The organism is Sulfurihydrogenibium sp. (assembly GCF_027448985.1).
GTDB lineage: Bacteria > Aquificota > Aquificia > Aquificales > Hydrogenothermaceae > Sulfurihydrogenibium.
In genome coordinates this window covers 1-26,060 of the sequence record NZ_DAIDMN010000011.1, presented here as the reverse complement: position 1 = coordinate 26,060, position 26,060 = coordinate 1, and the positions used below count along the sequence as shown (strand labels likewise).

25 protein-coding genes, 1 pseudogene and 1 CRISPR repeat array are annotated in these 26,060 nt (G+C 33.6%); of the genes and pseudogenes, 10 read left to right on the top strand and 16 right to left on the bottom strand.

The window, feature by feature from the left end; genetic code table 11:
• From NE054_RS02040 to NE054_RS02005, 8 genes are all read right to left on the bottom strand, one after another.
• The coding region (locus NE054_RS02040; protein WP_297887813.1) for a pitrilysin family protein at window positions 1-1,166 on the bottom strand (1,166 nt) is incomplete at its 3' end.
• Between the two features lie 97 nt (window positions 1,167-1,263).
• Complete coding sequence (locus NE054_RS02035; RefSeq protein WP_297887810.1) at window positions 1,264-1,488, bottom strand: cytochrome C oxidase subunit III; 225 nt, start codon at window positions 1,486-1,488, stop codon at window positions 1,264-1,266.
• 2 nt (window positions 1,489-1,490) lie between these two features.
• Window positions 1,491-1,778 (bottom strand): hypothetical protein, encoded by a 288-nt coding sequence (locus NE054_RS02030; protein ID WP_297887807.1) that lies wholly within the window; start codon window positions 1,776-1,778, stop codon window positions 1,491-1,493.
• A 61-nt stretch (window positions 1,779-1,839) separates the two neighbouring features.
• Complete coding sequence (locus NE054_RS02025) at window positions 1,840-2,514, bottom strand: cbb3-type cytochrome c oxidase subunit II (RefSeq protein ID WP_297887804.1); 675 nt, start codon at window positions 2,512-2,514, stop codon at window positions 1,840-1,842.
• 15 nt (window positions 2,515-2,529) lie between these two features.
• Entirely contained in the window at window positions 2,530-3,939 is a 1,410-nt protein-coding gene (locus tag NE054_RS02020) for a cbb3-type cytochrome c oxidase subunit I (protein WP_297887800.1), read from the bottom strand.
• Between the two features lie 18 nt (window positions 3,940-3,957).
• The gene (locus NE054_RS02015) at window positions 3,958-4,722 is read right to left on the bottom strand and encodes a c-type cytochrome (RefSeq protein ID WP_297887797.1); all 765 of its coding nucleotides are present in this window, start codon (window positions 4,720-4,722) and stop codon (window positions 3,958-3,960) included.
• Between the two features lie 104 nt (window positions 4,723-4,826).
• Window positions 4,827-5,147, bottom strand: a complete 321-nt coding sequence (locus NE054_RS02010) for an antibiotic biosynthesis monooxygenase (protein ID WP_297887793.1) — start codon at window positions 5,145-5,147, stop codon at window positions 4,827-4,829.
• A 1-nt stretch (window position 5,148) separates the two neighbouring features.
• Window positions 5,149-6,090 (bottom strand): dihydroorotate dehydrogenase, encoded by a 942-nt coding sequence (locus tag NE054_RS02005; RefSeq protein ID WP_297887790.1) that lies wholly within the window; start codon window positions 6,088-6,090, stop codon window positions 5,149-5,151.
• Window positions 6,091-6,148: 58 nt separating this feature from the next.
• On the opposite strand from NE054_RS02005, the gene NE054_RS02000 reads away from it, so the two are divergent.
• Window positions 6,149-7,129, top strand: coding sequence for a GDP-mannose 4,6-dehydratase (locus NE054_RS02000; RefSeq protein WP_297887787.1), 981 nt, complete (start codon window positions 6,149-6,151; stop codon window positions 7,127-7,129).
• A 71-nt stretch (window positions 7,130-7,200) separates the two neighbouring features.
• Here NE054_RS02000 and murA read toward each other — a convergent pair whose 3' ends face one another.
• Genes murA through ruvB form a run of 5 tightly spaced genes read right to left on the bottom strand, consistent with a single transcriptional unit; the run spans window position 7,201 to window position 11,629 of the window.
• Window positions 7,201-8,496, bottom strand: coding sequence for a UDP-N-acetylglucosamine 1-carboxyvinyltransferase (murA, locus tag NE054_RS01995; protein ID WP_297887785.1), 1,296 nt, complete (start codon window positions 8,494-8,496; stop codon window positions 7,201-7,203).
• A 17-nt stretch (window positions 8,497-8,513) separates the two neighbouring features.
• The gene (gene prmC / locus NE054_RS01990; protein ID WP_297887782.1) at window positions 8,514-9,383 is read right to left on the bottom strand and encodes a peptide chain release factor N(5)-glutamine methyltransferase; all 870 of its coding nucleotides are present in this window, start codon (window positions 9,381-9,383) and stop codon (window positions 8,514-8,516) included.
• The gene (locus NE054_RS01985; protein ID WP_297887779.1) at window positions 9,359-9,979 is read right to left on the bottom strand and encodes a trimeric intracellular cation channel family protein; all 621 of its coding nucleotides are present in this window, start codon (window positions 9,977-9,979) and stop codon (window positions 9,359-9,361) included. The genes prmC and NE054_RS01985 overlap by 25 nt, the downstream gene beginning before the upstream one ends.
• Window positions 9,949-10,668 (bottom strand): DNA/RNA nuclease SfsA, encoded by a 720-nt coding sequence (gene sfsA / locus NE054_RS01980; protein ID WP_297887777.1) that lies wholly within the window; start codon window positions 10,666-10,668, stop codon window positions 9,949-9,951. Before sfsA ends, NE054_RS01985 begins: the two co-directional genes overlap by 31 nt.
• Window positions 10,655-11,629 carry a Holliday junction branch migration DNA helicase RuvB gene (ruvB, locus tag NE054_RS01975; RefSeq protein WP_297887775.1) on the bottom strand — a complete coding sequence of 325 codons (975 nt, stop codon included), beginning with the start codon at window positions 11,627-11,629 and terminating at the stop codon, window positions 10,655-10,657. The genes sfsA and ruvB overlap by 14 nt, the downstream gene beginning before the upstream one ends.
• A 39-nt stretch (window positions 11,630-11,668) precedes the next feature.
• On the opposite strand from ruvB, the gene hisD reads away from it, so the two are divergent.
• Window positions 11,669-12,949, top strand: a complete 1,281-nt coding sequence (gene hisD, locus NE054_RS01970) for a histidinol dehydrogenase (protein ID WP_297887773.1) — start codon at window positions 11,669-11,671, stop codon at window positions 12,947-12,949.
• 122 nt (window positions 12,950-13,071) lie between these two features.
• Window positions 13,072-14,676: direct repeats of the CRISPR family, unit length 29 nt; unit sequence CTTTATATCCCACATAGTTCAGACAAAAC.
• A gap of 283 nt (window positions 14,677-14,959) precedes the next feature.
• Here the strand turns inward: hisD and NE054_RS01965 are convergent.
• Genes NE054_RS01965 through NE054_RS01955 form a run of 3 tightly spaced genes read right to left on the bottom strand, consistent with a single transcriptional unit; the run spans window position 14,960 to window position 17,349 of the window.
• The gene (locus tag NE054_RS01965) at window positions 14,960-15,097 is read right to left on the bottom strand and encodes a hypothetical protein (RefSeq protein ID WP_297887770.1); all 138 of its coding nucleotides are present in this window, start codon (window positions 15,095-15,097) and stop codon (window positions 14,960-14,962) included.
• The gene (gene serS / locus NE054_RS01960) at window positions 15,097-16,350 is read right to left on the bottom strand and encodes a serine--tRNA ligase (protein WP_297887768.1); all 1,254 of its coding nucleotides are present in this window, start codon (window positions 16,348-16,350) and stop codon (window positions 15,097-15,099) included. The genes NE054_RS01965 and serS overlap by 1 nt, the downstream gene beginning before the upstream one ends.
• A 9-nt stretch (window positions 16,351-16,359) precedes the next feature.
• Window positions 16,360-17,349, bottom strand: coding sequence for a tetratricopeptide repeat protein (locus NE054_RS01955; RefSeq protein WP_297887765.1), 990 nt, complete (start codon window positions 17,347-17,349; stop codon window positions 16,360-16,362).
• A gap of 71 nt (window positions 17,350-17,420) precedes the next feature.
• Here NE054_RS01955 and NE054_RS01950 point away from each other — a divergent pair, with 71 nt between their 5' ends.
• The 8 genes and pseudogenes from NE054_RS01950 to NE054_RS01915 all read left to right on the top strand — a co-directional run.
• Entirely contained in the window at window positions 17,421-21,245 is a 3,825-nt protein-coding gene (locus tag NE054_RS01950; protein ID WP_297887763.1) for a translocation/assembly module TamB domain-containing protein, read from the top strand.
• 73 nt (window positions 21,246-21,318) lie between these two features.
• Window positions 21,319-21,960: a hypothetical protein gene (locus NE054_RS01945; protein ID WP_297887760.1), complete on the top strand. Its 642-nt coding sequence runs from the start codon at window positions 21,319-21,321 to the stop codon at window positions 21,958-21,960.
• Complete coding sequence (gene mtaB / locus NE054_RS01940) at window positions 21,944-23,257, top strand: tRNA (N(6)-L-threonylcarbamoyladenosine(37)-C(2))-methylthiotransferase MtaB (protein WP_297887816.1); 1,314 nt, start codon at window positions 21,944-21,946, stop codon at window positions 23,255-23,257. The genes NE054_RS01945 and mtaB overlap by 17 nt, the downstream gene beginning before the upstream one ends.
• Entirely contained in the window at window positions 23,244-23,666 is a 423-nt protein-coding gene (locus tag NE054_RS01935) for a CoA-binding protein (protein ID WP_297887757.1), read from the top strand. The genes mtaB and NE054_RS01935 overlap by 14 nt, the downstream gene beginning before the upstream one ends.
• A gap of 9 nt (window positions 23,667-23,675) precedes the next feature.
• Complete coding sequence (gene folE, locus NE054_RS01930) at window positions 23,676-24,239, top strand: GTP cyclohydrolase I FolE (protein ID WP_297887754.1); 564 nt, start codon at window positions 23,676-23,678, stop codon at window positions 24,237-24,239.
• Window positions 24,240-24,269: 30 nt separating this feature from the next.
• A complete protein-coding gene (locus NE054_RS01925) occupies window positions 24,270-24,707 on the top strand; it encodes a hypothetical protein (RefSeq protein ID WP_297887751.1) in 438 nt (145 codons plus the stop codon).
• Window positions 24,707-25,606 carry a CCA tRNA nucleotidyltransferase gene (locus NE054_RS01920; RefSeq protein ID WP_297887749.1) on the top strand — a complete coding sequence of 300 codons (900 nt, stop codon included), beginning with the start codon at window positions 24,707-24,709 and terminating at the stop codon, window positions 25,604-25,606. The genes NE054_RS01925 and NE054_RS01920 overlap by 1 nt, the downstream gene beginning before the upstream one ends.
• A 194-nt stretch (window positions 25,607-25,800) precedes the next feature.
• Window positions 25,801-26,060, top strand: a pseudogene (locus NE054_RS01915) (hypothetical protein); the annotation flags it as partial.

The window sequence follows — 26,060 nt, the reverse complement described above, 5'->3', positions numbered from 1 at the left end:
GGTTTTACTTCCCAAGAACCAAGCCACATTATGTAAGTTAAAAGACCGATTCCTCTTTCGTTTGGAACTATGTTACCTATTATTTTTTCTTTTGAAGTATTTAATTCTTCTTCTTTAACACCTTCTTTTAAGCTATCTACTACCTGTTTTATTCCATCAATAGCATCTTGAGTTTTTTTAGGGTCTGTTCCTATGTATGCTACTACCACTCCTATGTTGATTCTTGCAGGAAAGAAAGAACCTACTGCATACGCTAATCCTCTTTTTTCTCTTAGCTCTTGGAACATTCTTGATGTAAATCCACTACCTAAAACACCGTTTAATACTCTAAAAGGAATGTAATCCTTACTTTGGATTATTGGAGCATTGTAGGCTATCATGATGGTTGATTGAGCACCTTCCCTTCTTATCTCTTTACATGGTATTTCCTCAATTTTTTTATCTACTTTTGGAAATTCAAACTTCTCTCCTTTTGGAATATTTTCGAATATCTTTAAATACTTTTGAGATTCATGAAACGGCATATCTCCTACTATGGATATAACTATTCTAGTGGAGTTTTTTAACTGAAGCCAACGGTTTAAAATATCCTGACGAGTAACATTTAAAACAGAATCTTCCAATCCTATAGGAGCATATTCGTAGTTTGTATTTTTAAATATCTCTTTTCTAAGTTCATCAAAGCCATATGCAAACCCTTCTTCCTTCTTTGCTTTTATTTGGGCTATAATATTGTTCTTTTCTTGTTGTAATTTATCTTCCGGAAACAACGGACTATTCAGTATATCGGATATTATTTCTATGGCTTTAGGGAAGTCTTCTACTTTAACTGCAAAATCTACATTAGAAAAATCTTCTGATGTAGAAGATGATATATATCCTCCACTATCCTCAAAAAATTTATTAATATCATACTGAGAGTATTTTGCGGAGCCTTGAAGTAAAAGTTTTAATGTTAAGTTAGTTAATCCGGCTTTTTCTTTAGTGTCCTCATAACTTCCACCTTTTATAAAAATAGAGCCTGCTATTATCCCTTTACCCTCAGTTTGTTTATAAATCAAGGTAAGTTCGTTTTGATAGATGGTTTTAACCAAGTTTTCTCCTCCGTAAGATTGGTAAAGAAAAACAAATAAAGTAACTAAAAAAATTTTCAATCTATCTGTCATACCAACCTCACAATTATTTAGAAAGATTATACCATAAAATAAAAAAGCCCCCAATGATGTAGGGGGCTTTCAAAAAACAAAAAGTAGAATTATATTCTTAGTTTCTCATCAACTCTCTAAGCCAAATATATTTGTCTGCTGCTTCTGCTCCTTGACCAACAACCGCCATCCAACCGAGAAAATCCGGAATCCAATCAAATACGATGTAAGAAACTGTAAAAAGGATATAACCTATCCAGAACATCATCCACCATGTTGGAACAGCGTCTGTTACATAAGTAATTTTGTCTATTGCTCTTGTGTTTTCTAAGTGAGCTGCCATTTTTAATACCTCCCAGCTTTTTTATCGGCTTCAATTAATTTTTCTTCCCTTTCTAACAAATCGTATTTAGGACCTTCTATGTCTTTAAAGTCTCCTTTAATGTATGAATAAATGAACAAAGTTAACCATCCAGTTAAAGCTATAACATAGGTTATTACTTGTACCAAAAATCCCTTTAACTCAAATCCGGCTTCAAGGTAAGCTACCGTCCTAACAGCTATAATTGAGCCAACGACAAATAAGAACACAAACATTATCATTAATGAAACTGTTCTTTGTGTTATTTTCATTCTCTATCACCTCCAAAGGTGATGAAAAAGGGGCAAAAGCCCCTATAATTCATCATATTCATCACTTTAATGCCCATTCTTTAGTTGGTTTTACTTCCCAAGAACCAAGCCACATTATGTAAGTTAAAAGACCGATTCCTCTTTCGTTTGGAACTATGTTACCATTTTTATCTTTTTCAAAGTACCAAGGATATCCAGGCATATTTGTTCCTGGAGATGTGGTTTGAGGATCATAAAGATGTGCCACTTGCCAGTCAACATTGTGGACTGCTGCTTCTCTTATAAGGTCTGGTCCAATCCTTTTTGTACCCCATAACACTGGAGCTTGAAGCTCATTTTGGTATTCAGAAGGATAAGAAACTGTATTAGAAACGCCAGGAATTCCGAATCTTAAAGTTTCGTTTGATACTGGTCTAATCATTTGAGAGTGGCAGTTCCAACAACCTTCTGCAACATACCAACGATGACCAATTTCTAATGCTTTTTGGAAAGATTTTTCATTAACTTCTCCATAATACTTTTTAAACTGTTCAGGGTAGTACTGAGCTATCCTTTCAAAATCTGCCCAAGCGGAGGTGTTTTTAGCCTTTGCTTCCGCTGCAAGGTCAGAAACTTTTTTCATTGGAATATCTTTTAAAACAAATATAGGTAATGCCCAAGATACAAAGTCAGCAAACAGGAAAAAACCTAAACCTGCTACCAAAACTATAAAAGGAAAACGCTCCATTTTAACCATTGTTATCCACCTCCATTACGCATTTCTGAGCTGGGCTTCTAAGCCTTTACCAGCTGTTGCAGTTTTATAGAAGTTCATCGCATACATTAACAATCCGGTAAGCATCATGATTCCAGCTACAGACCTGAAATACCAGAAAGGTTTAGAGAAGTTTACAGAATCTATCCAAGGGTTCAATCCTATCCAGTCAAATCCTTGAACTAAACCTGCAGCTGTTAAATCAACAAACATTGCGATAACACCGATTGTTAACAACCAATACGCTCCTTCAGACATTCCTTTGGAATACATTGTTTCTTTTCCAAATAATCTTGGCCATACATACTCAGCCATTCCAAGGACCCACATTCCAAACGTTCCAAACATTATAAGGTGAGCGTGCCCCGTTACCCAGTCTGTGAAGTGAATTACTTTTTGGAAAGTTAATGTTACGTGGAAAGCACATTGGAAACATGTTATCCAGTAGAAGATAGCTCCAGTGTACATGTACCTTAATGGAACGTTGTACTTTAATACTTCAGCAGAACCTCTTAATGTCATCATAAAGTTTATTAAAACAGAAGTAACTGCAAATTCAATTGCAACTGTTGCAAACACTGCTGAGTATTGAGCGAACATTGGTATTGGAGACCATAAGAAATGGTGAACACCATTCAACGGATAGAAGAATGCTAATCCCCAGAATCCAAGTAATGAAAGACCATGAGACCACATTGGTTTTTTCATAATTACAGGAACAAAGTAGTACATCAATCCCCAAGCAACCGGTGTAACGTAAAGACCTACAAGGTCATGGATAAATGTGGATTGAACAGCTCCCGCTCCTGAACCCGCTGACCAGAATCTTGGTATAAAGTTACCCATGAAAACAACAAGAGGTGTCCACACCAACATTGCTGATATGTACCATCCAGTAACGTAAAGAGGCGCTTTTTGAGATGCTTTTATAATAGGTGTTCCGAATTGAACAGCATGTAACAACAACCATGCTACTATGATTGGATCAAGCCACCAAGGAGTTTCTCCCCATTCAACGTTGTCAGCCTGACCTAAGAAGAGGATAGCTACAACGGTTATCAAAACGGCTGCTTGTAAACCTATAAACAAAAATCCACCAAGATACTTCTCATCAAAAACCTTATAACCTGTAAACCTTGGAACTGCCCAGTAAAGTAAACCTGTAAACATGTTTACTAAAAATCCATACGCTGCTCCTGCCGTATGTATCATTCTAACTCTTCCCGGAGATAAAAACTCAATTCCAGGGAAGGGATAAATACCATCAAGCTGTAAAGAGTAAAGAAATCCCATCAACCCAACGATGATAAAGAAGATAAGACCCATTGCAACGTGTAACTTCACAAGGGTGTAATTGACTAAGTTTGTTACTTGGACTTCACCTGCTGTTGTTGTAGCAGTTGCCATTTCAAACACCTCCTTCTATTATTTTCCTTGGTTCATCAAATAAGCTATGTAAGATACTAAGTGCCATCTGTCCTCTTCTGAAAGGTGGTCAAACTTAGGCATTGGAGAACCTTCAAGTCCAACTGTAAGAACTCTAAACGTATCCTTTGGAGATGGTCCAGCTGCCCTTACAGGGTAAGTCAAGTTTGTTGGTGGAACTGGTAATGTTGAAGCAATAGGTCCATCACCTCTTCCACTTTCACCGTGACAAGCTGTACAGTTGGCAGCATAAAGCTCTTTTCCTTTTTCAATGGATTCTTTTGTACCAAAGTATGGTGGGATTTGCTTGATTTGGTTATAAACAGACTCGCCAGGCTGTTCTTTTTTCCATCTATCTGAGAATGTTTTGATGTAAGCAATGACAGCTCTTTTTTGAACTTCAGGAACCAAGTGGAATGATGGCATTGGAGTTTGAGGAATACCCCAGTCTAAAACATGCATCAAATCCTCGTCTGTAGGAAGAGTTCCTTCTGGAGTAGATTTCCATCTAAATACACCTGTGTGGAAGTTTGGTGGTTTAACTTTAAAGAAAGGAGCTGCCATACTGTTACCGTCTCCGTTTTCACCGTGACAACCTACACAGAACTTGTTGTAAACTTTTCTACCTGCCTCCTCCATTTCTGTTAACTCTGCTGTCTTTTTTGCTTGTGCTGGTTTGGAAGAGTAAACATGAAGTAAACCATACACAAATAGCGCCGGGAAGAAGAAGAACAGAAGCCATCTGATAGCTGTGTTTTCTCCCATGAAAACAACCTCCTATAAAATATGATTTAAATCAATCTTAAACAAATTGTAAATATTTTTCAAGTCTATAATTTAATGTTAAATTTTATAAAAAAATAACATACTCAAATTTCCTTGATAACCTCATATATTTCAACAGAAGGATTTCCTGCAAACCATTCTTTAGGTGGTGGATTCTTATGGGCTTCACCAAATTCTTTACTTTTAGTATAGTTTAGAAAACTTTCCATATCCTTCCAGTATGTTACTATAACAACTTGATTGTTAGAAGGCATAGATGGAAAACTTCTTCCTGCTAAAACTTTCATACCTAAAAATCCTTCCATTTTCTCAATGCCATGCTCTCCAAATCTTTCTTTAGACCTTTCTTCAAAATCTTTCATAAACTCAGGTTTGATTGGAAATTTAGTTAATACAACTACCATTTTACACCTCCTTTATTGTTAGTTGATGTGCTTTTCCTATAAGTTGAGTGTAATGATTATAATTTTTTCTTTTCACATGATCTTTAAGACCTTCAACTATTTTTAGTGGAGAGTAAGGGTCATAAAAGTTTGCAGTTCCTACCTGTATTGCTGATGCTCCGGCTAATATGTGCTGTAAAGCATCTTGAGTATTTGAGATACCACCTACACCTACTATTGGTACTTTTTTACCGTACTTGGCATAAACTTGCCATATCATCCTGACAGCGATAGGTAAAATCGCTGGTCCAGATAAACCTCCAGTTATAGTTGAGAGAATTGGTTTCTCTTTCTCTACATCTATTGCTACACCTAATAAAGTATTTATAAGGACAAGACCATCTGCGTTTGCACTTACGCAAGCATCTGCTGTATCTAATATATTTGTAACATTAGGAGACAGTTTTACTAAAAGAGGTTTTTTTGTTATTTTTTTCATTTTATAAACAAGGTCATAAAGGACTTGAGGGTCACTACCAAAGGCTATTCCACCTTTTTTTACGTTTGGACAGGAAACGTTTAGTTCTAAACCATCTACTCCATCAGCTTTATCTAACTTTTCCGCAACTGCTAAGTACTCTTCTTCATCTTCTCCAAATACGTTGGCAAATATTCTCGTATCGTATTTTTTTAGTTTTGGCAATGTTTCGTTTATAAAGTAATCTACTCCTGGATTTTGAAGACCAATAGAGTTTAACATTCCAGCTGGTGTTTCTACAATTCTTTCTGGCATGTTACCTTTTCTTGGTTTTAATGAAAGACCTTTTACAACAATAGCTCCAAGTACAGATAAGTCATACAACTTTGCAACTTCCAAACCATAGCTAAAAGTTCCGGATGCTGTCCAAACTGGATTTTTAAACTCAATTCCAAAAAGTGTATGTTTTAAAACATCTCTTTCCATTTACAAACCTCGTTTAGTGTTAAAATAATATCATACCTTAAAAGAAAAGGAGTGGCAAATGAAAAAAGTTCTCTTGACAGGTGTAGCCGGATTTATAGGATGGAAAACAGGAAAGTTTTTGTTAGAAAAAGGCATAGAAGTTATTGGTATAGATAATATGAACAACTACTATGACGTCAGATTAAAAGAGTATAGAAAAAAAGATTTAGAAAATTATGAAAATTTTAAATTTTATCCGGTTGATATTGAAAATCTGGGAGCGTTGGAAATCTTGTTCAATGACCACAAATTCGACTGTGTAATAAACCTTGCAGCAAGAGCTGGGGTAAGATACAGTATGGTCAATCCATTTGTTTACATGACTACAAATACAAATGGAACTTTAAACCTTTTAGAGTTAATGAAAAAGTACTCTGTTAAAAAGATGGTTTTAGCTTCAACCTCTTCATTGTATGCTGGTCAACCGATGCCGTTTAAAGAGGACCTACCGGTAAATACTCCTATATCTCCTTATGCAGCTTCTAAAAAGGCTGCTGAAGTTATGGCATACACTTATCATTACCTTTACGGGTTAGACATTTCTGTCGTTAGATACTTCACCGTTTATGGACCTGCAGGAAGACCTGATATGAGTATATTTAGATTCATAAAATGGATTGACGAAGGAAAACCAATTATTCTCTACGGTGATGGTTCACAATCAAGAGACTTTACCTATGTAGATGATATAGCGGAAGGAACTATTTTGGCAACAAAAGAAGTTGGATACGAAATAATAAATTTAGGTGGTGGAAAAAATCCTATCAGTTTGAAAACAGTTATAGAAACGATAGAAAAACATTTAGGTAAAAAAGCCAACATAGATTACAGACCTTTCCATAAAGCAGATTTGAAAGAAACTTGGGCTGATATAACAAAAGCTGAAAAAATTTTAGGATGGAAACCTAAGGTAAGTTTTGAAGAAGGAATAAAAAAAACTGTTGAATGGTACTTAGAAAATAGAGAGTTTTTAAAAGATGTTGAAGTTGGCAACGAGTAAATACCCACCACTTCTCTAAACGGTGGGTAGTTCACAAAACCGGTCATAAAGGTTGTTTATCTATTAACAGTTTATTCTTCCTCAATTATTTCTCTTCTTATTTTTGCTCCTATTGATTTTAACTTTTGGTCTATGTGTTCGTAGCCTCTGTCTAAATGGTATATACTGTGGATAGTTGTTTCTCCTTCTGCAACTAATCCGGCTATCACCATTGCAGCACTTGCTCTAAGGTCTGTTGCTTTTATACTTGCACCACTAAACTTTTTAACAGGTTTTATTATGGCTGTTTTTCCTTTTATTTCAATATTTGCACCTAACCTGTTTAGTTCTGGCACGTGCATAAATCTGTTTTCAAATATGTTTTCTGTTATTTCTGATACACCATCTGCAAAACATAAAAGGGTCATAAATTGAGCTTGTAGGTCTGTTGGAAAAAGTGGATACTCTTTTGTTTCTATATTTACTGGTTTTAAGATATCCTTCCTTTTTACTATAACTTCGTTCTCCGATATGTTTATTATAGATATTCCTATATTTTCTAAAACTTCGTTAACGTACTCTAAATAATGGTTTGGATAATTTTTTATTATTATTTTCCCACCTGTTAAAGCAGATAAAACTGCAAATGTTCCGGCTTCTATTCTATCTGGAATAACTGTGTGATAAGTGCCTCTTAACGATTTTACTCCTTCTATCTCTATCCTGTGAGTTCCTTCTCCTTTTATGTTTGCTCCCATCTTTTTAAGCATTAAGGCTAAGTCTACAACTTCCGGTTCTAATGCAGCGTTTTCTATAACTGTTTTTCCGTGGGCTAATGTGGCAGCCATCATTATATTCTCTGTTCCGGTGACGGTTATTTTATCAAAAAATATGTGGGCTCCTTTTAATCCTTGTGGTGCTGATGCTTTTATGTATCCGTGTTCTATTTTTATATCTGCTCCCATCTTTTCAAGGGCTTTTAGGTGTAAATCTACAGGACGGGTTCCTATGGAACATCCACCTGGAAGAGAGACTTCAGCATATCCAAACTTTGCAAGCATTGGTCCAAGGACCAATATAGACGCTCTCATCTTGCTAACAAGGTCGTAAGGGGCTGTTAGTGATTTTAAGTCTTTCAATTTAAAGCTGTAAGTTTTGTTCTTTATATGGTTGATTTCTATACCTATTGTTGTTAAGAGTTTTTCCATCGTTCTGATGTCTAAAAGGTCCGGAATATTATCTATTACAACTTCCTCATCTGTAAGGATAGTGGCTGCCATGTTTGGTAATGCTGCGTTTTTTGCTCCGGATACTTCTAAAACTCCTTCTAACTTTTGACCACCTTCTACTATCAACGCTTCTTTCAACTTTAACTCTTCCTTTATCATTTTCTTAACCTCAAATATTATATTTTAAAACCTATAACAACTCTATCTATTGATGCTAAATCTTTGTGTATCTCAAGCTTATTAAATCCGGATTTTTCTAAAATCTCTTTAACTTTGTTTCCTTGACCTATTCCTACTTCGAAGGCAAAAAATCCATCTTTCTTTAAATAGTTTTTAAATCTATCTACTATCTTTTCGTAAAATTCAGTCCCAACTTTACCTGATATTAGAGCTTCTTTTGGTTCCTTTTTTACCTCTTCTTGCAATGTTTCGTATTCGTTTTCGGATATGTATGGTGGATTTGATACTACAAAATCAAAAGATGAAACATTTAATTTTTCAACATCATCTTTCAAAACATCAAACTTCAGTAAAGTCAATCTATCTATCACATTGAATTTTTCTGCATTTATTTTTGATACTTCCAAAGCTTTTTCTGAAATATCTAAACCTATCATATTTAGGTCTTTTTTATGATGTAGTAAAGATACACAGATACATCCACTTCCAACTCCTACTTCAAGTCCTATAGGATTTTTTCGGTTTGATACTTTTTCCAACACTTTTTCAACTAAAATCTCCGTTTCTGGACGAGGTATTAAAACACCTTCTTCTATGTAGAATTCAAGACCAAAAAACTCTTTTTTATTTAGTATGTAAGCAAGAGGAACTTTTCTTGCTCTTTTTTCAACTGCTTTTAACACTTTTTCATAATCTTTTACTTCTAAATCCGGATTTGTAAATATTTTATGTTTTGGAATGTTTAGTAGTTGAGAGATTATTATCATTGATTCAAGTTGAGGATTTTCTATGTTGGACCTTTTCAATAAATCTATCGATAGCTCATACAACTCTTTTAATTTCATTGAAACTTTGGTAATCTCCAATTGTAAAGGATTGCAACTATTCTTATCATTAAAACTGTTAAACTACATACAATCGATGATACTGTTAGGTCTGTTGTTAAGGTTATTGTTATGTAAAAGGCTACTGCTCCAATGATGCTACAACTTGCATAAAAATCATCTCTCAAAACGGATGGAACTTTTCCAAGAAGTAAATCACTTATTATTCCTCCTCCAACTCCTGTAAGTGTTGCAAGAATCACAATACCAAAAAACGATACATCAGCATTGTGAGCAATTAAAGCTCCCGTTGTAGTAAAAGCTGATAATCCTATCGCATCCGGAATTAGAATGATGTATTTATTTTTTATATCACCTTTTGCCACTTTATAAACTAATACCGCAAGCCATACTCCCAAAAGGGCTACACTCATATCTGTTAAAGATTTTAGAGCATTTGGAACCGTATTTATCAGCAAATCTCTCGTTATACCACCACCTAAGGCTGTCATAACTCCTAAAACTGTGATTCCAAGTAAGTCTAAACCTTCTTTTATAGCTTTTAAAGAGCCTGTTAATGCAAATGCTACTATACCTATGATGTTCATTATGTAGAATATTTCTTTAGCAAAATCCATATCTCTTCATCTACCTCTAACTTTCCATTGTAAACAATGTTGTAGTTTTCATCAAATTTAACTTTAAAACCAAAAAATTTTACACCTTCTTTAAGGCTTTGGGCAAACATCTTTGAAAATTTTAGGTCAGTTATAAAGTTTGGTAGGAATTTCTCACAATCTCTAAGAGATAAAACCATTACAGCTGTTTCAAATCCTTCTTTTTTAAGTTGTAAAAGGTGATTTAGATGTTTTAATCCTCTTTCTGTGGGAGCATCCGGAAAATAGCATTTTTCATTTACTTTTAAATTACATCCTTTAAGTTCGATGAACATTTTATCATCAACAAGAAAATCAATCCGACTATCTTTGTATTTGACTTCCGATTTTACTTTTTTTGGAGTAAAGCCAAGTAATCCATATTGAATAATCTTTTTACCTATTTTTGAATGGATTGATGTGTTTATAAGGACAAAACCTTCTTCCATTTTTGCAGCTAAAAGTTTATAAGGTAGTTTGTTGTTTTCTTTTCCTTTTAAAACAAGAACATCACGACCTTCCGTAAGAATCTCTTTGAGTCTGCCGGTATCGGATATATGGCACTCTACAACCTCACCATTTAAATTACATACGCCGACAAACCTATTTTTCCGGTATAAAAATTTTGCCTCAATTGGATTTCCTATCTGATTAGATTCAAGTATTATCATGAAGATTCAAAAACTCAAAAGCAGGTTTTAAAGCAACTCTTCCTTTAGCGGTTCTTTTTATAAAACCTATTTTTAATAAATAAGGCTCTATCACTTCTTCTATTGTTTTTTTATCTTCAGATATTGCAAATGATATGGTGTTTAGTCCTACCGGTCCACCGTTAAACTGATTTATCAAGGATTTTAAATACTTTAATGTGAGAGTGTCTATGCCATGTTGATTTATAGATAAGAATTTAAGAGCTTCTTTTGCCACTTCTTCATCTATAGTATTTTTGTTGTGAATAACTGCATAGTCATAAATCCTACTTAAAAGTTTATTTGCAACTCTTGGAGTCCCTTTTGAATGTTTTGCAATTTCCAAAGCACCTTCCAATGTGATACTGATGTGGTTAATTTTTGCTGTTCTTAAAATAATCTTAGAAAGAGATTCTTCATCGTAAAAATCAAGATTTAAAATGATTCCAAATCTGGACAGTAAAGGAGATGATAACATTCCGGCTCTGGTGGTTGCTCCGATTAAAGTAAACTTTGCCAAATCAAGTCTTATGGCTTTTGCAGACCTTCCTTTTCTTCCAGAACCACCACCTAAGATAACATCTACCTTAAAATCTTCCATGGCGGAGTAGAGTATCTCTTCCAGTGTAGGAGATAGTCTATGTATCTCATCTATAAAGAGAATATCGTTATCTTTTAACGAAGTTAAAAGACCTATAACATCTCCTTTTTTCTCTAAAACTGGAGCGGATGTTATTTTTATGTTACTGTTCATCTCATTAGCTATAACCGTGGCTAAGGTTGTTTTACCAAGACCTGGTGGACCAGATAAAATAGTATGGTCTAAAGGTTTACCTTTCATTTTAGCAGCAGATATAAATACTTTAAGCTGTCTTTTTATTTCTTCTTGCCCTATAAAATCATCTAAATACTGTGGTCTGATTGATATATTCAACTTTTCCATGTATTATATTATATTACGTTTCAAAATTGGAGGATAACTGTGAAAATTGTTGATTTAAGAGGTAGATATTATAAGGAAAACCAAGAACTTCAAAACCTCATAAAAAGAAGTGATGTTGAGATAGATTTATACGAACCTGTTGTAAAAGAGATTATAAAGAATGTAAAAGAAAGAGGAGATGAAGCACTCGTAGAGTACACAGAAAAGTTTGATAAAGTCAAAATAAATCCGGAAGATTTGGTAATACCTTTTGAGGAGTTAGAAAAGGCTTACGATGAAATAGAAGATGATGTAAGATGGGCATTTGAAGTCGCTTATGAAAGAATTTACGAGTTCCACGAGCAACAAAAAGAAAAGTCCTTTTTTAAAGAAGAAGATGGAATGATATTAGGTCAAAAAGTTATTCCATTAGACATAGTAGGCTTATATGTACCCGGTGGAAAAGCTGCTTACCCTTCAAGTGTTTTGATGAATGCTATACCTGCAAGAGTGGCAGGAGTTGAAGAAATTGTAATGTGCTCTCCTAATCCAAACAAGTATACTTTGGCAGCAGCGTTTATATGTGGAATAGACACAGTTTATAGAGTAGGTGGTGCTCAGGCTGTTGCTGCAATGGCTTATGGTACCCAAACAGTGAAAAAGGTAGATAAGATAGTTGGACCAGGAAACATATATGTAGCGTTAGCTAAGAAAAATGTTTTTGGAGTGGTAGATATAGATATGATAGCTGGTCCATCTGAAATACTCGTAATAGCAGATGAGAAAGCAAATTACAGATGGATTGCCGCTGACCTTTTATCTCAAGCTGAACATGATGAGCTTGCAGCTTCTATACTAATCACCACTTCAGAAGAACTTGCCAAAAATGTAAAAGAGTACTTATACAACGAGCTTCTTACAGATTTTTCAAGAAAAGAAATAGCAAAAAAATCCTTGGATAACTATGGACATGCATTTATAGTAGAAGACTTAGATACAGCTTGTCAAGTGGCTAACTACATCGCTCCGGAACACCTTGAAATAATAACGGAAAATCCTTTTGATTTACTCAATAAAATAAAACATGCAGGAGCAATATTTTTAGGGTCCTATTCAACGGAACCACTTGGTGATTACATTCTTGGACCAAATCACGTGTTACCTACAGGAGCAGCAGCAAGATTTTCATCTCCATTAGGGGTTTATGATTTTGTCAAAAGAAGTTCAGTTATATACGTTTCCAAAGAAGGTTTTGAAAGAGTTGCCAACCATGCAGAAAAAATGGCTAACGCAGAAGGCTTAGAAGCCCACGCATTAAGTGTAAAAATAAGGAAAGATTAGATTAGAAGAAAGTTATAACTTCAAAACCATTTGAAAGAGTGCGAAACTAACTATTGAAAAGATGCTGGAAGTTTAATCAAAAAGTTCTTTTATATAAACAGATGCTTTACAGTCATTAATAACTTTATATCCCACATAGTTCAGACAAAACTTTCTATTGAGTCTATTGATAAGTTTGAGTCAAATATCTTTATATCCCACATAGTTCAGACAAAACGTGGAAGGAACCAAAGAGATAAACACATATCAGAACCTTTATATCCCACATAGTTCAGACAAAACAACTTTCTAAAGTATATCCGTTTTTATTTGCAAAATTCACTTTATATCCCACATAGTTCAGACAAAACTTTTGCCGTGTTAAGGTCATTCCAAATAAAGATTTATTTGACTTTATATCCCACATAGTTCAGACAAAACCCTTTGTTGTTAATTTGGTGTAGTATTTCAATGTAGCTTTATATCCCACATAGTTCAGACAAAACTGGAGTCTCGGCCTTTTGGACTAAACGCCCCCAGCCGCTTTATATCCCACATAGTTCAGACAAAACGGAAACTAAAAAACAATTTAACAAAAATCCTTCCTGACTTTATATCCCACATAGTTCAGACAAAACCATTTTTATCAAGAGAGTTTTCAAGCTCCCTTGAAGCTTTATATCCCACATAGTTCAGACAAAACCTTGGTAGGTCTCTATGGAGTTCATAAACAGTCCTACTTTATATCCCACATAGTTCAGACAAAACACTGGTGTATCGGGCTATTCTTATTCTCCCGCCCGCCTTTATATCCCACATAGTTCAGACAAAACAATAATAATATCCCCGTTAACAGTTGAGATTTTAAACTTTATATCCCACATAGTTCAGACAAAACAAAGTGATAGAGAGAGAGATACCAGATGACCCAGAACCTTTATATCCCACATAGTTCAGACAAAACACATATCTTTCTCCTTTTTACACCATATAAAACTATACTTTATATCCCACATAGTTCAGACAAAACCGTGCGTCCGTTTCTTGCCAAGTGGACTTTGAGGGTCTTTATATCCCACATAGTTCAGACAAAACGAAAGGTGGAAGGACAAGGAAGGAAAAAGTAAATCACTTTATATCCCACATAGTTCAGACAAAACAAGAAATTTTAGAAAATGATTATGAAAAAGCAAAAGCTTTATATCCCACATAGTTCAGACAAAACCTCGTATTCTTTGATTGCTTTTTTCTTTTGATCTTCCTTTATATCCCACATAGTTCAGACAAAACTATTGTCTTAATCTAAAGCCATCTTTGTATCTATAACTTTATATCCCACATAGTTCAGACAAAACTCATCAACCGCTTGTCTATTTTCAGCGTAGAGATGCCTTTATATCCCACATAGTTCAGACAAAACTTAATGCTGTTAGCCGAAAAACACAACGACCTTATAACTTTATATCCCACATAGTTCAGACAAAACAAGTAGAATATGAGAACACAAAAGGAGAAGTAAAAAGTGCTTTATATCCCACATAGTTCAGACAAAACGAGTATGAGAAATCAGTTTTAGATATGCTTCTGTACTTTATATCCCACATAGTTCAGACAAAACTGTTTCATCTAAAAGCTAATCTGAATTTTAGATGTCTTTATATCCCACATAGTTCAGACAAAACTAAACTATACTGACGACGAAGAGATTGTAGACTTTTACTTTATATCCCACATAGTTCAGACAAAACCCGTTAAAAATTACAATAAAAAAATAAACGAAAATTTTCAAAAAGTCAATATCTTAATGCATATTTTTTGTGCGGTGTGTAAGTCTGCAAATTGATATTTTTTGCATCGAACCGGCAGTAATAGAAAATATATTTCTGTTATATTGTCAAATGAGCCTTATCATTACTTGATTATTCAAATAATATATTTTCTATTTTAAAATGCAGACTACACATCAAAGTTGAAATATTAAATTTTTTATCCAGTATAATGCCACAAAAATTTACTGTGGGACTTCCCTATTCAGTTGTCAAGGTCATCTAAAACTGAAAATAATATACCATCTTTTGTATAAAAATGCAAGGGCTGTAAAAAAATAGCCACACAAATTTTTTCCATTATCTTTGGTAAGTTTGATTTTTCTTCTTCAAAACCAAGCATTATATGTAATCCTTCAACACTTTTGGTATTTCAAAGGTTCCATCCGGATTTTGATAATTTTCCATAATTGCAAGTAATGTTCTACCTACAGCAAGTCCAGAGCCATTTAAGGTATGTACCAAATGATTTTTTCCGTTTTTGTCTTTGTATCTTATCTTTGCTCTTCTGGCTTGGAAATCTTCTGTGTTTGAGCAGGAAGATATCTCTCTGTACCTGTTTTGAGAAGGTATCCACACTTCTATATCGTAGGTTTTAGCAGCTGAAAATCCCATATCTCCCGTACAAAGTAAAACCACTCTGTAAGGTAGTTCCAGAAGTTGTAGTATTTTTTCTGCTTCGCTTACAAGTTTTTCAAGTTCGTTGTAAGAATCTTCCGGTTTTACTATTTTTACAAGTTCTACTTTATCAAACTGGTGTTGTCTTAGTATTCCTCTAACATCTTTTCCGTGGGAGCCAGCTTCTTTTCTAAAACAAGGTGTGTAAGCTGTGTAATACTTGGGAAGTTCATCTTCGGGAATTATTTCATCAGCATGAAGGTTGGTTAATGGAACTTCTGCGGTTGGTATTAGGTACAAATCTTCATTCTCTATTTTGTAAAGGTCTTCTTTAAATTTAGGTAGTTGACCTGTTCCAAGTAGTATTTCCGGTTTTACCAACAAAGGTGTCCAAACTTCTGTATAACCATGTTGTTTTGTATGAACATCAAGCATAAAGTTTATCAAAGCTCTTTCAAGTCTTGCTGCTTCTTTAAACATTACTGTAAATCTTGAGCCGGATAGTTTTGCCCCTCTGTCAAAATCCAGGATTCCCAGTTTCTCTCCTATTTCAAAATGTGGTAAAGGTTCAAAATCAAACTTTCTTGGCTCTCCCCATCTTCTTATCTCTACGTTGTCGTTTTCGTCTTTTCCTATGGGTACATCAGGAGCTGGAATGTTTGGTATGTAAAGCATTAAGTTGTTAAACTCTTCTTCTTTTTCAGATAGTTTATCTTCAAGTTCTTTTATTTCATCTCCTATTTGACGGACTCTTTCTTGAATTTCTGAAACATCTTTTCCTTCTTTTTTGTAGATAGGAAAAAGTTTTGATTTTTCATTTCTTTCTGCTCTTAAATGCTCTATCTTTTTTATAATCTCTCTTCTTTCTTGGTCTATCTCTAACACTTTGTCTATCATAGATGGGTATGAAGGGTCCCTTGTTGATAACCTTTCTTTCACAAAATCCGGATTTTCTCTAATAAGCTTTATGTCTAACATCCTTTCTCCTTACTTTGTGTATATATCTGTAATAAATTTTATCACTTTATCTTTTAAAGGTAAAACTTTCATAAACTTTTTCTTTAACTTTTCAAACTGTTCTTTGTATTCCTGATACTCCGGCTCTTTAATTAAAAGTTCAAGTTGGTCTATTATATCGTTGGCTTCTTTAAAGTTTTTCTTTTCTATCAACTCTTCTACAGCTTCCATCATTATTGGTATGTACTTAGGTTCTATTTTTAGGTTGTAATCTATCTGTAAACCTTTTATGAAGTTTTCCGTTGCTTGTATTTTTTTACCTTCTTCAACCTGTTTTTTTGCCAATTCAAAGTAGTACTTTGCCATATCTAAAAAGTATTCAATCTCCTCCGGAACAAGGATAACAGCTTTTCTGAGATTTTCTATGGCATCTTCGTAAAATCCAAGATGAGCTAACGAGTGTGCTTTGTAAACGTACGCATCTACAAAGTATTTATTTTTTTCAATAACTTTGTTAAACTGCTCTATAGCCTGTTGGTACTTTCCTGCGTTGTAGAAAATCTTTCCAAGAGAGTAGTAGTACCTGTCGTCTCCTTCCTGTCCAGATACTTTGTTTAAGTATTCCATAGCTTTTTGGTCGTTTCCGTGCATAAGCTCGATTTGCGCAAGTAGTGAGTATGCTTCTTTTAGTTTTGGATTTAACTTTACAGACTCTTCTAAGTCTTTTTTGGCTTCTTCAAACTCTCCTTTTTGAATGTACACTTTACCTCTTTCAAAGTAAGCATCTGCATAGTCAGGTTTTAGTCTGATAGCTTCTGATAGATGAACGATGGCAACTTCAAGACTTTCTTGATTTAGGTCGTGAGTTGCAACTTTCCCTCTCCAATAGTGAACCTCCGGAATATCCGGATTCAAAAGTAAAGCTTCATCAAGAAGGGTGATAGTCATTTCATAATTCTCATTTTCGTAATGATAGATAGCTTTGTTTAATAGATGGTAAGCCTCACCTGCGGTTGTCATGGTTAGTGCCTCCTTACTTTTTGTTTTTAATAAAATAACACAATTTTGTGTTAAAATCTTTAAAAGAGATGATGAAGAAGTTAGTGAAACAAGTCTTTGAAAATAAGTATTTAAAGATTTTTCTAAAAATTTCGGTAGAGATTTTTTTTATTTTCTTTTTCTTTCTTATCATGTTCCTATCGGTTTTTTATGTAGTATCAAGTTATCAGGACATTTTAAAGAGATTTGGAGTTTTTGTTAAAGATGACTGTAAGTTTAAAGACAACCGGATTGTATGCAGTTATATAAACATCACAGATAAAAAAGAGTACAACATTAACCTTAAAAATGTGTATGCAGATATTAGGTTTTCTGATTTATTCAAGTTTAAAAGTTTTATTGATTTGAATGTAGAAAATCTATCTGGTGAGTATATTAACGATTTAACCGCTCCACCTTCAAAGGAGTTTGAGTTCATATTTCCTCTTTACCTGTTTACATCTTACGTAAATTTCAACTTAAAAGATGGAAGTTTTAAGGTAAAAAATTTAGAAAAAGATTTAGACCTTAATATAGAAAACCTATCCGGATACAACCTTCAAAACATGATTTTTATAAAAAGTAGTCCAACATTAACCTTTTTAAAAAAAGACAAAACTTACACTTTAAACATCAATCCATCAAACAACTACCAAATAAAAGTGTTTCCTAAGAAAATAGTTGTAGAAAACACTAAAGTATCCTACGATGGTATAACAGCAGATGTAAAAAATATTTCTTTACACGAAGATAAAACGGTAGAGTTAACAGGTAAAGTAAACGCCACCAACTACTCTTACAACGGTATAACCTTATCTGGATTGGACTTAGATTTATACTTCAAAGAGAAAAAAGATAAAGAAGTAAAAATAGATGGAAAAGTAAAACAGGTTGATTATGAAGGTTTAAATCTTCTAAACAACAGCATAAAACTAAACTTAAAAATAACAGAAAAAGATAAAAAAAGTATTCTAAAAGGAACCAGTGATTTAAAAGTAGAAGTATTGAAAACTCCGGATTTACAACTTCAAAACTTGTTTATCACAACAAATATGGAAGACAAAGATGGACTTAAATTTAAAGGTAAGTACGATATAAAAGTATCATCAGGTAGTTTTGAGTACGATGACCAAAAGAAAAAAATACTCATCAACAGTGATATTCCATCTTTGAAAGATGTTCTGACGGTTTTACCTGTTGAAAAAGATGATATTATCAAGTCTTTAGATGGTAGTATATCAGCACGGACGGATTATAAGATAGATGAAAAACAGGCTAACATATCCATAAACGCTAAAAATTTTACAGGACTTGGTTTAAAGTATTCAAGCTTATCCGGATTTATTAACCTATCTTTAAAAGATTACTCTCTTTATACAGACCTAAAAGGTTTTGATGGTAATCAAACAGTCTTTACAAATGGTTATTTAAAGGACTTTAACGATTTAAAGAAACTATCTTACAGATTTAACATCAATGCAAAAAACTTTGTTTTACAAAATCTTATGTATATGAAAAACGTACCTGTAAAATCAACACTCAATGCATCAGGAAGGATATACGGAGATTACCATAACATCTTTATGGATTTTACAGGAAACGCCCTTGATTTTTCTTACCAAGAGTTGTCTTTAAAAAACCTTTTTTATAACTTTTCCTTTAAAAACGACGTTATAACGGTTAAAGCAAACGATGGAAAAAGTCTAACCTCTGAATTTTTCTTTGAAATTCCTAATGAAAAGTTAGACCTTAAAGTGAACTTTACAAAACAGTTTGATTTATCGGTTTTATACCCGTTTTTATCAAAACATTCAAAGGATGTTTTCGATAGGATAATACCAAAATCCGGTGAAGGCTCGGTTTATGTAACATCGGTAAAAAATGATTGGAACGTAAATCTTAGTGTAAAAAATTTGGAAAGCTACATAAAAGATATAGAAAATACAGTTTTGGCGGATATATCCGGTTCAATCAATCCAAAAGTTGTAAAGTTTGATGTAAACTTTTTTAAAGATAATCTTGTTGTAAAGAATAACATAATAAAAAAGATATCCGGAAGTGTAAACTTAAAGGACAAGTATTTGAAATTTTCAATAAAAACCGATGGTTTAAACGAGTTTAAGTCTTTTGTATTTACAGCCAACGGCGATTACAACCTTGAAAAGGAAACCTTTGATGTAAAATCCGGATTGAATTTAACAGATGAAAAAAACAACTTACAATCAAACTTAAACTTTAACGTAAGTGGAAACCTTGACGGTTATAAAGGCACTTTATCCGGATTTGTAAAAAACAGTAAGAAACTGGATTTTTCCTTTGACATAAAAGGAGACAAAAACAAACTGTTAGCCCACAGTAATGAGATAACATTTTTAGAAAAAGATTTTCACTTAAAAGTTAAAGAATCTTTACTGACAGTCAACTTTAACAAAGAAAACCTACAAAAAAGTACAGCATTTTTAACATTAAAAAATTTTGTTTTAGAAGAAGATGATATACCTTTGATAAAGTTCCAAGACCTAAGTTTAAACTACTACGACAAGAAGATATACACAGACAAACAAGTATTTACCGGTTCATTTTTTGGAAGTATAGACAAATTTTTATACGATTTGGATAAAAATCAGTTAGAACTTTCATTAAACGGTAATTTAGACAGAAAATACATATCTCAGATAGTTCAGTTTGTAAATATCGACGGTAAGATAAGATTTGCATTAGCTTATAAAGGTACTCCTCAGGATATACTTGAAAAAGCCTCTTTTAAACTCTACGGAGAAGATGTAAGAATAAGAACTCCATACACAGCGAATATAATATCTTTTGATAAATTTGATATTACTCTAAAAAACAATCTTTACATAGACATAAAAGGTTCAACCCGTTCCTCTTACGGTGAAAGTAGTATATCAATATACGGCACATACAACCTAAAAAATAAAGAAGGAGATGTAGAGCTCAAGTCCGACCTACTACCTATAAAGTACCAAAACATCTACAACGGAGTAATCTCAACAGATACGAACATAAAGATGGTTAAAGAAAAAATATATATAAACTCAAAAACTTTAACCACAGGAAAGGCTAAAGTTGAACCGGATTATCTAACCCAAAAAGCGGAATCTACAAAAAAACCTGAAATGCTAAAAAATATTCATCTAAACATAAGTCTATCCACTTTATCTCCTGTATTCATAGAAGGAAGTTGGGGAAGAGTTTACGGAGATGGTAAGTTTGACATTAAAGGTACAGCGGAAAAACCTGTTGTAAATGGTAATTTCAGGATATCCTACGGAAAGGTTGATTTTCTAAAAAACAGATACAACGTAGATTTTATCGACATAAAACTTTCAGATAGTAAAACTTATGTAAACGGTAGATTATCCACAAACATATCCGGAGTTTACGTATACGTAAACGTATCAGGAACGGCAGACAATCTAAAGTATGACTTTTTCTCAACTCCACCAAAATCAAAAGATGAAATTTTAACCCTTCTACTGATTAAAAAAACTCCGGAACAAATCGCTTCGTCTGGACTATTTTCCATCGTAGGAAACGTTGCAAAGATGATAGTACCTTTTAAAGCAACAGGAGAAGAAGAAGAAGGTCTATTTGGAACCGGATTCAACGTAAACATACTACCTTCTTACAACCCTGTCCAAGGCATAACCTTTAACGTTTACGTCCAAAAATACCTTACAAGAAAGATATACCTTGGTTTTTCTAAACCACTTGCAACATCTGTAATCTTAAACCAGTACGGCTTTTACGAAGCCGGATACAGACTTACAGAAAGAAGTTCAGTCGTTTTAAGATTCTACGATAACAGTTCAAGGTCAACGGATATAACTTTTACACTACCGTTTGACTTTTGAAAAACCTGTTTTTTAACATAGTTTTTTTTCTTTTCCATATTATAAAATCTCTAAAAAAATTACGAGGTGTAATGTGAAGCTGATAGAAACTTCATTGTACTTTTACATACAAAACCAAGACAAAAAATCTCCAGAATTTGGATACATTTTTAATGTCGGTCTTGTGAAAGGAGAGTCAGATTACTTTTTAGCAACAAAAGATACAGTCAAAGATAAACCAGACTACCTTAAACATCTCAAAAATGTCAAATGGGCAATATACGATAAAAACTTTGAAAGAAAAACAGATTTTCACAGCTGGATACACACAGCCGGATTGGTAAAAGGTCAATCTCCATACTATAAAGTGGAAGAAAACAACATGGAAGCATTGTTTACTTTACAAGGGCAAAAAACGGAGTTTTTTGAAAAGATAAGAGACAGAGGAGCCTTAACAGGAGAGAGTAACTACTTTTGGGGAAAGAAAAACGGAAAATTTGCTATATACGATATCAATACAGGAGAAAAACTTACAGAAGACTTCAAATCGTCCGTTTTAGCCGGTGTTATACTTGGAAAAGGAACCTATTTTGTAGGAAGTTACGGAGAAGAAATTTTTTACATATTTGACCTGAAAACGGGAGAAAGATTGACAAAAGCTTTTGACGAACATAAACTAATTGAGATACTAAAACACGGAGATTTAGAAAGGGCTGTTGATGAAATTGGAAAGTAAAAAACTAAAAGTGGCATTTGCAACTCTTGGTTGTAGAATGAACCAGTTTGAGACATCAGCTTTAGAAGAACAGTTTGCTGTAAAAGGTTACGATATTACAGATTTTGATTCCGTTGCAGATATTTATATAGTAAACACCTGCACTGTGACAAACGATGCTGACAGGTCATCAAGAAAAACCATAAGACAAGCCAAAAGGAAAAATCCAAAGGCGGTAGTTGTTGCAACCGGATGCTACGCTCAAGTCTCTCCAGATGAACTTTCAAAGATGCCAGAAATCGACCTTGTGATAGGAAACTCTCATAAAACAGCGGTTTTTGAGATAGTAGAAAACTACATAAACGAAAAGTTCCAAAACAAAGTCTTTATAGACAACATTTTCAGAGAAAACGACTTTAGAACATTTTTCATATCAACATTCTACGAAGGCGCAAGACCTATACTAAAAATTCAAGAAGGGTGCAACAGTTTTTGCTCATTCTGTATAATACCATTTGCCAGAGGAAAAGTAAGAAGTGCCAAAATCCAAGATGTGATAAATCAGACAAAAACCCTTACAGACAAAGGCTACAAAGAAGTTGTCCTTACAGGAACACAGCTTTCTCAGTACGGATACGACCACAAAGAAGGAAAACTCTTAGACCTACTAAAAGAGATAGTAAAGATAGAAGGTCTTTACAGAGTGAGACTTTCATCTATGGGAATAAACGAACTTAACGACCACTTGATAGACTTTTTAACAAAAGAAGAAAAGATAGCTCCACACTTTCATCTTTCCATTCAATCGGCAGATGACAAAGTCCTAAAAGATATGAAAAGAGACTACACCGTAAAAGAGTATATAGAAAAAGTAGAAAAAATACTGAAAAACCGTCCTGATACAGCCATAGGAACGGATATTATAACCGGATTTCCAACGGAAGACGAAAAATCATTTGAAAACACAGTTAAAAATGTAGAAAAAATACCATTTGCTTACATACATGTATTTACCTATTCAATGAGAGATAACACTTCTGCCGTTAAACTCGGTGATAAAGTGCCACCAACCGTTAAAAAAGAAAGAACAAAAATTTTAAGACAGTTAGGAGAAAAAAAGAGTTTGGAGTTTAGGAAAAAATTCTTAGATAAAAACCTTGACTTTCTCATAATATCGGAAAAAGATGGCATTAAAGTTGGACTATCCGGAAACTACATCCATGCAAAAATAGACACAGACAAACCTATAAACACAGTTATAAATGCTAAATTAACAAAAATAGGATACGAGAGAGAGGATAACTATGCCAATCCTTGAAAAAGATGAAGAAATTAAAGAAATTTTAGAAAAAAGTAAAACAGTTGCTGTAGTAGGTATATCTGATGACCCGTCAAGACCAAGTTATTTTGTCAGTGAGGTTGTAAAATCTTACGGATTTAAGATGTATTTTGTAAATCCAAAATACGAAGGAAAAGAGATTCTTGGAGAGAAAGTTTACAAATCCATCTTAGATATTCCGGATGAAATTGATATTGTTGATGTGTTTAGAAGACCAGCAGATGTAGTTTTTACAGCTGAAGAAGCGTTAAAAAAAGGATTTAAAACATTTTGGTTTCAACCAGGAACATACAATCCACAGGTAGCACAAAAATTAAATCAACTTGGTTACAATGGAGTGATTGATAGATGTATGAAAGTGGAATGTCAAAGATTTTTAAAAAGATAGGAGGATAAAATGCCAATCGATAAAAACAAAATAGAGCAAGCTATAAGGTTATTTTTAGAGGGTATAGGAGAAGACCCAAACAGAGAAGGACTTTTAGACACACCTAAAAGAGTAGCTAAAATGTGGGAAGAGTTTGAAAGCCACAGAGAGTTTAACATGACCGTATTTGAAGATGTAGGTAGTTATGATGAGATGGTAGTTGTAAGAGATATTCAGTTTTTCTCTCTCTGTGAGCACCATCTACTACCATTCTTTGGCAAAGCCCATGTTGCATACATTCCAGATAAAAAAGTTTGTGGACTTTCCAAAATAGTAAGAGTTGTAAACAAGTTTTCTTACAGACCACAAGTCCAAGAGAGACTTACAGCGGAGATAGCCGAGTTCTTGGAAAAAGAACTTCAACCAAAAGGTGTTGCCGTTGTAATGGAAGCGGTCCATTTATGTATGGCGATGAGAGGAGTTAGAAATCCGGATTCTGTAACGGTAACAAGCAAACTAACAGGAAGATTTTTAGAATGCCAAAAAACCAGAGAAGAGTTCCTTAACTTGATAAACTCTCACAAAAAGATATAATAGATTAACAAAAAAATTTGAGGTAAAGTTATGCTTAACGATAAAGACCTTATGAAAAATCCATTTATGACAAACGAGAAGTTTGCCCAGCAGTTTGATTTTCTAAAAGAAGAAGGAGAGTTTGACAGAATACTAAAAATTTTAACGGTTCCTTCTAAAAGTGGTATTTACCTTTCAAGGTTTGACATCCGGAACATAGGACTTACACTTGGTGTAGATGTACCTGTAAGAGAAAGAAAAGAGATGTTAAAAGACCTTTTTTACTACTCAAAACAACTAAACAAAATGCAAGAGTTTTTAGACCTTCTTATACAGTACACAAACTCAAAAGTTGAAGAGTATAAAGAACTTCAAGAGGCATTTCCCAAAACGAAAGATATAATCCAAGGTTGGATAGATAAAGCCGAAAGATTGACAAAGTTTATAGAAAACCTAAAAAAAGAAGTAGAGATATACAAGGTTGTTTGATGCTTGGAATAGAAAGACTTTTAGAAAAGATATTCAGCAAAAAGAAAGAGGAAGAACTAAATTTAGACATAAAAGAAAACTATGTCCATGGACTTTTGTTTTACAACTCCTACTTTGATACATTGGCAAAAGCTCTTCCAAGAGGCTCTTTTTGTTTTATAGTAGGAGGATGGGTAAGAGATAGACTTATAAACAGACCCCTTGGTAAAAACATAGATATAGACTTTATAGTGACAGCTCCACCTATGGAAGTGGCAAGAAACCTAAAAAAGTACATAAACGGTTCAATTTTTCAGTTTGAAAAAGAAAAAACGGTAGCAACCTTTATATTTCAAGAAGATGATTACAATTACAGATTTGATTTTTCTTACCTTGATATATCTGATATTTTATCTTCCGATTTACCGTACGAAGAAAAAGAAAAAAAGATTTTAGACAGGTTGATAGCAGACCTTATGGCACGAGACTTTACAATAAACGCAATAGCGGTTAACTTTGACGACACATCCGGATTGAGTGCTTCCCATACAACTCTTATAGACCCTTCAAACGGATTTAAAGACTTACAAGAAGGGTTAGTAAAACCCATTTCAATACAAAACATAATAAACGACCCAGTAAGAATACTAAGAGGTTACAGACTTGCTTTAGAACTTGAATTTACCTTAGATAAAGAGTTTGAAAAGTTTGTCAAGAAAAATCCGGATTTGATAGAAAAATCACCGAAAGAAAGGGTAAGAGATGAACTACTTAAAATAATATCCAACGACAACTCTTACAACACTTTAGAAAAACTGAAAGAAAACAAGCTACTATCAAAAATAGTGTCAGAAAACTTAAAAGACCTTTCAATTTACAAAGACACAGAAGAACTTTTAAAAAAAAACTTGATTTCATAGATGAAAGGTTAAAAGAAAATTTCGGTAAGATACATCTTTATCAAAATTTTGATGATAAAGTTTTTTTTAAGTTAGTATCTTTAATCTTTAAACTTCCAGAAAACGAGTTTAAACTCGTTTGTAAAGAAAAACTTCTAATTCCGGAAAAAGCGTTTAACTTTATAAAACAGATAAAAGAAGCAACCTTATCGGTATTGAATCTATACAAAAACAAAGTCGAAGACTTTACTCAACTAAACATTTTTTGGTATAAATATAAAGATGTAGCAATTTACAGCTTCCTACTTGCTTTAAGTATAGACAAAAACATGGAAAACTATTTAAAGTATTTACAAAAACATTATTTTGAACATTACTTAGGAAAGATAGTAGATAAACCACTTTTATCCGGAAGTGAAATTATGAGACTTTTAAACCTTCAACCTTCCAAAAAGGTAGGAGAAATAAAAGAAAA

Bases quoted from the DNA above. Each gene is read 5' to 3' on its own strand.
- NE054_RS02000 (WP_297887787.1), top strand. From the start codon at position 6,149: ATGAAAAAAGTTCTCTTGACAGGTGTAGCCGGATTTATAGGATGGAAA.
- NE054_RS01935 (WP_297887757.1), top strand. From the start codon at position 23,244: ATGCCAATCCTTGAAAAAGATGAAGAAATTAAAGAAATTTTAGAAAAA.
- NE054_RS01950 (WP_297887763.1), top strand. From the start codon at position 17,421: ATGAAGAAGTTAGTGAAACAAGTCTTTGAAAATAAGTATTTAAAGATT.
- NE054_RS02015 (WP_297887797.1), bottom strand. From the start codon at position 4,722: ATGGGAGAAAACACAGCTATCAGATGGCTTCTGTTCTTCTTCTTCCCG.
- NE054_RS02030 (WP_297887807.1), bottom strand. From the start codon at position 1,778: ATGAAAATAACACAAAGAACAGTTTCATTAATGATAATGTTTGTGTTC.
- NE054_RS02025 (WP_297887804.1), bottom strand. From the start codon at position 2,514: ATGGTTAAAATGGAGCGTTTTCCTTTTATAGTTTTGGTAGCAGGTTTA.
- NE054_RS02035 (WP_297887810.1), bottom strand. From the start codon at position 1,488: ATGGCAGCTCACTTAGAAAACACAAGAGCAATAGACAAAATTACTTAT.
- murA (WP_297887785.1), bottom strand. From the start codon at position 8,496: ATGATAAAGGAAGAGTTAAAGTTGAAAGAAGCGTTGATAGTAGAAGGT.
- NE054_RS02005 (WP_297887790.1), bottom strand. From the start codon at position 6,090: ATGGAAAGAGATGTTTTAAAACATACACTTTTTGGAATTGAGTTTAAA.
- NE054_RS01985 (WP_297887779.1), bottom strand. From the start codon at position 9,979: ATGGATTTTGCTAAAGAAATATTCTACATAATGAACATCATAGGTATA.
- NE054_RS01920 (WP_297887749.1), top strand. From the start codon at position 24,707: ATGCTTGGAATAGAAAGACTTTTAGAAAAGATATTCAGCAAAAAGAAA.
- serS (WP_297887768.1), bottom strand. From the start codon at position 16,350: ATGTTAGACATAAAGCTTATTAGAGAAAATCCGGATTTTGTGAAAGAA.
- NE054_RS01965 (WP_297887770.1), bottom strand. From the start codon at position 15,097: ATGCTTGGTTTTGAAGAAGAAAAATCAAACTTACCAAAGATAATGGAA.
- sfsA (WP_297887777.1), bottom strand. From the start codon at position 10,668: ATGATAATACTTGAATCTAATCAGATAGGAAATCCAATTGAGGCAAAA.
- NE054_RS01925 (WP_297887751.1), top strand. From the start codon at position 24,270: ATGCTTAACGATAAAGACCTTATGAAAAATCCATTTATGACAAACGAG.
- folE (WP_297887754.1), top strand. From the start codon at position 23,676: ATGCCAATCGATAAAAACAAAATAGAGCAAGCTATAAGGTTATTTTTA.
- NE054_RS02010 (WP_297887793.1), bottom strand. From the start codon at position 5,147: ATGGTAGTTGTATTAACTAAATTTCCAATCAAACCTGAGTTTATGAAA.
- mtaB (WP_297887816.1), top strand. From the start codon at position 21,944: ATGAAATTGGAAAGTAAAAAACTAAAAGTGGCATTTGCAACTCTTGGT.
- NE054_RS01955 (WP_297887765.1), bottom strand. From the start codon at position 17,349: ATGACAACCGCAGGTGAGGCTTACCATCTATTAAACAAAGCTATCTAT.
- ruvB (WP_297887775.1), bottom strand. From the start codon at position 11,629: ATGGAAAAGTTGAATATATCAATCAGACCACAGTATTTAGATGATTTT.
- NE054_RS02020 (WP_297887800.1), bottom strand. From the start codon at position 3,939: ATGGCAACTGCTACAACAACAGCAGGTGAAGTCCAAGTAACAAACTTA.